The sequence below is a fragment of the Moorena sp. SIO3B2 genome, assembly GCF_010692525.1.
Lineage (GTDB): Bacteria > Cyanobacteriota > Cyanobacteriia > Cyanobacteriales > Coleofasciculaceae > Moorena > Moorena producens.
In genome coordinates this window covers 28,946-35,065 of record NZ_JAAHHE010000050.1, presented here as the reverse complement: position 1 = coordinate 35,065, position 6,120 = coordinate 28,946, and the positions used below count along the sequence as shown (strand labels likewise).

The 6,120-nt window shown below is 44.9% G+C and carries 8 protein-coding genes; 5 read left to right on the top strand and 3 right to left on the bottom strand.

What is annotated here, in order from left to right; genetic code table 11:
• The first annotated feature begins 746 nt into the window (after positions 1-746).
• The gene (locus F6K38_RS14390) at positions 747-1,481 is read left to right on the top strand and encodes a phycobilisome rod-core linker polypeptide (protein WP_287257151.1); all 735 of its coding nucleotides are present in this window, start codon (positions 747-749) and stop codon (positions 1,479-1,481) included.
• 31 nt (positions 1,482-1,512) lie between these two features.
• On the opposite strand, the gene F6K38_RS14385 is transcribed toward F6K38_RS14390, so the two are convergent.
• Positions 1,513-1,668, bottom strand: coding sequence for a hypothetical protein (locus tag F6K38_RS14385; RefSeq protein WP_287257150.1), 156 nt, complete (start codon positions 1,666-1,668; stop codon positions 1,513-1,515).
• Between the two features lie 363 nt (positions 1,669-2,031).
• Here F6K38_RS14385 and cpcB point away from each other — a divergent pair, with 363 nt between their 5' ends.
• The gene (cpcB, locus tag F6K38_RS14380; RefSeq protein WP_287356799.1) at positions 2,032-2,550 is read left to right on the top strand and encodes a C-phycocyanin subunit beta; all 519 of its coding nucleotides are present in this window, start codon (positions 2,032-2,034) and stop codon (positions 2,548-2,550) included.
• Positions 2,551-2,639: 89 nt separating this feature from the next.
• Positions 2,640-3,128, top strand: a complete 489-nt coding sequence (gene cpcA, locus F6K38_RS14375) for a C-phycocyanin subunit alpha (protein WP_287251561.1) — start codon at positions 2,640-2,642, stop codon at positions 3,126-3,128.
• Between the two features lie 22 nt (positions 3,129-3,150).
• Here cpcA and F6K38_RS14370 read toward each other — a convergent pair whose 3' ends face one another.
• Entirely contained in the window at positions 3,151-3,276 is a 126-nt protein-coding gene (locus F6K38_RS14370; protein ID WP_287251562.1) for a hypothetical protein, read from the bottom strand.
• Between the two features lie 161 nt (positions 3,277-3,437).
• Between F6K38_RS14370 and cpcE the strand changes: the two genes are divergently transcribed.
• Together cpcE and cpcF are read left to right on the top strand one after the other, a co-directional pair.
• Positions 3,438-4,274, top strand: a complete 837-nt coding sequence (gene cpcE / locus F6K38_RS14365) for a C-phycocyanin alpha-cysteine-84 phycocyanobilin lyase subunit CpcE (RefSeq protein ID WP_287251563.1) — start codon at positions 3,438-3,440, stop codon at positions 4,272-4,274.
• Between the two features lie 224 nt (positions 4,275-4,498).
• The gene (cpcF, locus tag F6K38_RS14360) at positions 4,499-5,128 is read left to right on the top strand and encodes a C-phycocyanin alpha-cysteine-84 phycocyanobilin lyase subunit CpcF (RefSeq protein WP_287251564.1); all 630 of its coding nucleotides are present in this window, start codon (positions 4,499-4,501) and stop codon (positions 5,126-5,128) included.
• 82 nt (positions 5,129-5,210) lie between these two features.
• Here cpcF and prmA read toward each other — a convergent pair whose 3' ends face one another.
• Positions 5,211-6,107, bottom strand: a complete 897-nt coding sequence (prmA, locus tag F6K38_RS14355; protein WP_287251565.1) for a 50S ribosomal protein L11 methyltransferase — start codon at positions 6,105-6,107, stop codon at positions 5,211-5,213.
• Positions 6,108-6,120: the final 13 nt, after the last annotated feature.

Genomic DNA, 6,120 nt, shown 5'->3' with positions numbered 1-6,120 from the left:
AAGCTCGCACAGGCAAGTTAAGCACTACTGGAATTATTAGGATGTTATAACTTCACCTCAGTTCGATGTAAGAAATTGCTTAGTTTTTTCAGGAGTCAGGAGTCAGGATCTTCGAGTCATAAGTCAGGACAAAACTACAAAATTGATGACTACAGAATTGATGGGAATAATACAGAATTTTATTGTTGATAAAACGTCAGCCACAAGCCTTCAGCTAAAGGCTTGTGGCTGACGGCTGAACGCGCACGCGTGCGCGTTCAGCTATCAGCTAAAGGCTTGTGGCTGACGGCTTGTGGCTGACTGCTTATGATAAAACTCTGATTAATTACCAATTAACTGGTCAAGAATTTATCTTGATTCCATCTATCATGACTCAAAGCTCCTGACTCGATAGTCCTAAATTGTATTTAGAGCCTTTAATCAAACGTGCAAGATCTTAGCCTCGCTATTACCCGAGATCGCGCCAAAGCGCAACAGTAGTCAGAAACACATTTTTATTATAAATCTCAAATCCTTGTCTTGATGCAGCCGCTCCCCACTCGCGCTTTGCATCAATAAAATGTTGTTTAAATGGGAGACAGTTTACTTAATACTTAATACTTCATGCTTAATACTTAATACTTCATAGGTCGCTAAAATAACGAATCATTTCTTTTAATTAAGAAACGTAAAAAAAGTTAGGATTGTATGAAGCTAATCCCCTAATCTGTGATTATGACTAAGGTTTACGATCATAGAGGTGATTAATGACAATTCCTTTGCTAGAGTATCCTCCCTCAACCCAAAATCAGCGCGTCGCTGGATATGAGGTGCCCGGAGATGAGCAGCCTAAACTATACAGTACAGCGAATCTGCTGTCTCCATCGGAAATGGATGAGTTGATTAGGGCAGCCTATAGTCAAATTTTTAATGAACAACAGATTCTAAAAAGCAACCGCCAAAGCTTTTTAGAATCGCAGCTGAGATTTGGTCAAATCACGGTGCGTGACTTCATTCGTGGTCTAGCAACATCTGAACCTTTTTGGCAGCGCAATTATCAGACCAATAACAACTACCGTTTTGTCCAGATGTGTGTACAACGCATCTTGGGCCGTGATGTCTACAGTGAGCGGGAGAAGTTAGCCTGGTCAATAGTTTTAGCTACTAATGGGTTACAAAACTTTATTGATGCTCTGCTCGATAGCGACGAGTACCTGGAAAACTTTGGTGATCACACCGTGCCTTATCAGCGGCGGCGGATCATACCCCAGCGTACTCAAGGCGATCTACCCTTTGCCCGCATGCCTCGTTATGCGGAAGAGTACCGCACCCAACTGCAACAGCTGGGTTACTTCAAATACCAACCAATTGGTTTCAAAACTTATTATCCTCCTGCCTCAGTGCGCTTGGTAGCAGGAGTACTCACTAAGGCAGGGGCTGTAGTTGTACTTGGGGGAACAATTGCGATCGCCTTATCGGCCTGGGGTATTATCAGCCTGTAGCTGTGAGTGTAGGTTTGATAAGAAATGTTACTTAACTGCCAACGGCTAGAGAAATTAGCTGGAGTAAACAGCTGACCTGTGTCTTGAGCAGGAGGTAAGCAACCAAGAGGCTTCCAGCACCAACGTGGAGCCAATCCACAGGCTTGCCATGGCAAGCCAGTTCTGATCTGCCGTTGCAATCAGACATCAAAAAATCTTAAACTCTTAACAAGATGTAACGAATAAAGGCTCGACATCATTGTATAAAAGTTACCTGAAGGGTAAATAGTGACAGGCGAAAGCCAACCAACCGGTTGACACACAGCGTTCCTAGGTCTCTCACCAAAACGTGAAGTTTTGTAATTTTTCTTAACGATCCGTTTTGTTACCAAACTCATGGGACAAAGACTAGGACAAAGACCAAGACAGAGAGATAGGAGTATTGGCTGTGGCTGGAGCATGTTCTATCCCGTTCCCGTTTCAGACTGCTTGATTCAGTTTGATTCAGTCTGAGTCTGTTTAACTGAAGCCCGTTTTGAAACAAAACCAACTAACCTAGGAGATTCCGTCAATGTTTGATGCGTTTACTAAGCTTGTTTCTCAGGCTGATGCCCAGGGTCAATACATTAGTACTGAGCAACTAGATGCTCTTAGCGCTATGGTGAAGGACAGCAACAAGCGGATGGATGCAGTCAACCGCATTACCAGCAACTCTTCCACTATCGTGGCTAACGCGGCTCGCTCTCTGTTTGCTGAGCAACCCCAGTTAATCAATCCTGGTGGTAATGCCTACACCAGCCGTCGGATGGCTGCTTGCTTACGCGATATGGAAATCATCCTGCGCTATGTCACCTACGCCATTTTTGCTGGTGATGCTAGTGTGCTGGAAGACCGCTGCCTCAATGGTCTGCGGGAAACCTACCTAGCTCTGGGAACTCCTGGTGCTTCCGTAGCAGTGGGTGTAGAAAAGATGAAGGATGCTGCGATTGCGATCGCTAACGACTCCAATGGCATCACCCCTGGTGATTGCAGCTCTCTGATGGCTGAAATTGGCAGCTACTTCGACAAAGCAGCTGGTGCGGTTGCCTAAAACGCTAAAGGCATATCACTTGCTGTCTAACTATCACAACTTCAAACGTTTTTGAAAACTTGACAAAATATTAGGGAGATACCTAGACAATGAAAACCCCGCTTACAGAAGCCGTCGCTGCTGCTGACGCTCAAGGTCGTTTTTTAAGTAATACAGAAATCCAGACTGCCTTCGGTCGATTCCAGCGGGCTACAGCTTGTTTAGAAGCCGCAAAAGCCTTAACTGCTAAAGCCTCAAGCTTGACTGACGGTGCAGCCCAAGCGGTGTATAACAAATTCCCTTACACCACTACCATGCCTGGATCAAACTACTCATCTGACGCTACAGGCAAAGCAAAATGCTCCCGTGATATCGGTTACTATCTGCGTATGGTTACTTACTGCCTAGTTGCTGGTGGTACTGGACCGATGGATGAGTACTTGATTGCTGGTTTAGATGAAATCAACCGTACCTTCGAGCTGTCTCCGAGCTGGTACATCGAAGCCCTCAAGTACATCAAAGCTAACCATGGTTTAAGTGGTCAGCCTGCTAATGAGGCAAATAACTACATTGACTACGCTATTAACGCCCTGAGCTAATTGCTCTTTTGGCCTGGAAAGGTCAGTAGGTGTTAGCAAGAACTAGCGTCTGCTGACCTTTCCGGGCATTGTTTTGTCTATCTAGTTTGTCTATAGCAAAGGGAGCAGGGAGCAGGGAGCAGGGAGTAGGGAGTAGGGAATATGGCATCAAAAATGCTCACAATTGATTTAGGTACCCTATATCTACAAGGATAAAGTAAGAAATTGGTAGGTTTTTTGAGGATACAGGAGACAGGAGCTAAGTAAAATGAAAATTAACAAGTCTAAATTAGCAAGTTTAAATTAACAAGTTTAAATTAGCAAGTTAAAATGTTGCAGCCTAGTCTTGAGAATTATGTTGAGACTGATAACTCGGAGTCATTAACTGTAGAGCAAGCCATCGCCAATCTACAAGGCAACGACCAGGGGCTTCGCTATTATGCAGCATGGTGGCTAGGAAAGTTCCGAGTCCGGGAACCAGTGGCAATTGATGCCCTAATCGCTGCGCTACAGGATCAGGAGAACCAGACAGAATTAGGAGGATATCCTCTGCGCCGGAATGCCGCTAGGGCACTAGGCAAACTAGGAGACCATCGAGCTGTGCCTGCGCTGATTGATTGTTTAGACTGCTCCGATTTTTATGTTAGGGAAGCAGCGGTACAATCTTTAGGGATGTTAGAAGATCGTACCTGTATTCCCAAGCTGATCAAATTGCTAGACGGAGGTTTAGAAGCAGCCCAGCCTATACCCGGAAGTCCCCACCTCGCCCAACCCTACAATGCTGTCATCGAAGCCTTGGGGGATCTTGGTGTAACTGAAGCTATTGACCTGATTGAAATATTCTTAGAGCATCCTAACCAGTTGGAACAGTATGCCGCAGCACGGGCGATGTACCAGCTAACTCAAAACCCTACTTATGCTGAACGTTTAATCAAAGCTTTGAGTGTTGATCAAGTACTACTGAGGCGGGCAGCTCTTTCCGATCTCGGGGCAATTGGTTATTTACCAGCAGCAGATGCGATCGCTCAGACCTCGGCAGAAAATAATCTCAAGCTACTCGCCCTCAAAGGAATTCTAGAGCATCACTTAGAAAACCATCCCACTGATGGTTGCCACCTATCGGAGACTGCAATTAAAATTATGAACTTGATGGATGGTCTTCTCTGAAGTGTGAAGTTTAAAGGATGAAGGATGAAGGATGAAGGATCAAGTTTCAAGAATCAAAGATCAAGTTTCAAATAATTTTATCTAATCATTTATCTAACTATTTTATCTAACCATTTATCTAACTATTACTCCGCCACTGGTGGGTTTTTATCCTTTTACCTTTTGCTTTAAACCTACCACTAGGGAACGCCTAGGGCAAACAACATTTAACCTTAGACTGCTTCATGACCAACACAACCCAAGGCCAAGAATTAATTCGAGCTGTGGAAGAGGCAGATTCTGCCTATAGCTTAGTAAAAGCAGTAAAAGCCTTGGCTAATGCTCGTTTAGAGGCTGCGATTCCCACTTTAATTGCAGTTCTTAGCTACAATAACCCAGGTGCAGCAGGAGTAGCTGCGGGTGGGCTAGTGGGATTAGGTAAAACAGCAGTACGGCAATTGCTAAACCTAATTGATGACTATAACTACGGAGGTAGAGCCTGGGCAATCCTCGCACTAGCAGGAATTGGCGATCCTAGAGCCTTAGATACCTTAATCGAAGCAGCTGAAAGTGACTTTTCTATGAGCGTCCGTCGAGCTGCTACAAAAGGTCTGGGCAGCCTGGACTGGGAGGATATGCCTAAAGATAAAATTCCTGCTGCCCAAGACCAAGCTTTTAAAACACTACTGCTAACCTGCCAAGACTCAGAATGGGTAGTTCGTTATTCTTCCGTAGTAGGATTGCAAGGTCTAGCTACTGCGGTAGCGGTTACCTATCCGGATCTGGCTGAGAGTATCAAAACTCATTTAGCGCAAATGTTTAAGACTGAAACCGATTTAACAGTGCGCACCCGCATCCAACTGGCTATTCAATAACTTGCATGAAGGTTTAAGGTTTAAGGTTTAAGGTTTAAGGTTTAAGATTTAAGGTTAAATTACCAAAATTACTAATAAGTAATCAGGAACGCCGAATATTAAAACAACACCAATCCTGATGCTTCCAGAGGGTGGCGACAATCCAGTTATTTTGTTCGAGGGTATCAGCAATCGGTTTCACTTGATCTAATAACACACCACTGATAACTCCCCAGCTGGTGGGTTTCGCAATAGCACTTATTAATGGAATTAAATCAATAATCACCTCTGCCAGAATATTGCAGAGGATACCATCTACTGGTTGACCATTAGTAAGCTTAGACAAGGTTTCTACACTACCTTGTTCTATGACCAGATCCTGGTCAGACATGTTGTTAAGAGAGCGGTTGTTGCGGGCAGCACCCACTGCTAAGGGGTCAGTATCGACGCCATAGACCTTTTTAGCCCCTAACAACACCGAGGCAATGGAGAGAATGCCCGAACCACAGCCAATATCCACTACCACATTGTCCTGATCACTGCTGAAGCCTAGACGCATCTCTAATGCTTCCAGGCATAACTGAGTGGTGGGATGGGTACCTGTGCCAAATGCTGCTCCAGGATCAAGGCGTAACAACATCCGTTCGGAAGGGTCTGGTAAAGGTAGCCAAGCGGGATAGATCAAAAAGCGATCGCCAACTTCTTGGGGTTCCCAGTATTGTTTCCAACTACTTGCCCAATCTTCCTCATCAATCAGGTGCCACCGAGTTATCGGTACTGGCAGACCTACAGTAAGGGCGTCCTGATTTACCCAAAGGGCAAGGGCGGCCAAATCCAACAGCTGTGCTTGTATTTGGGGTAAGTGAGCAAGCACTAGTTGAGAATGTCCCTTAAGCTGGCTGGACATTCCTCGACAACCAAACTTCTCCAATCGCCAGAAGATTAAATCCTCTAAGGCAGAGTCGCACAAAATTTGAATTTCCCACCAGCTATTTGCCATATCTTAGTTCCGA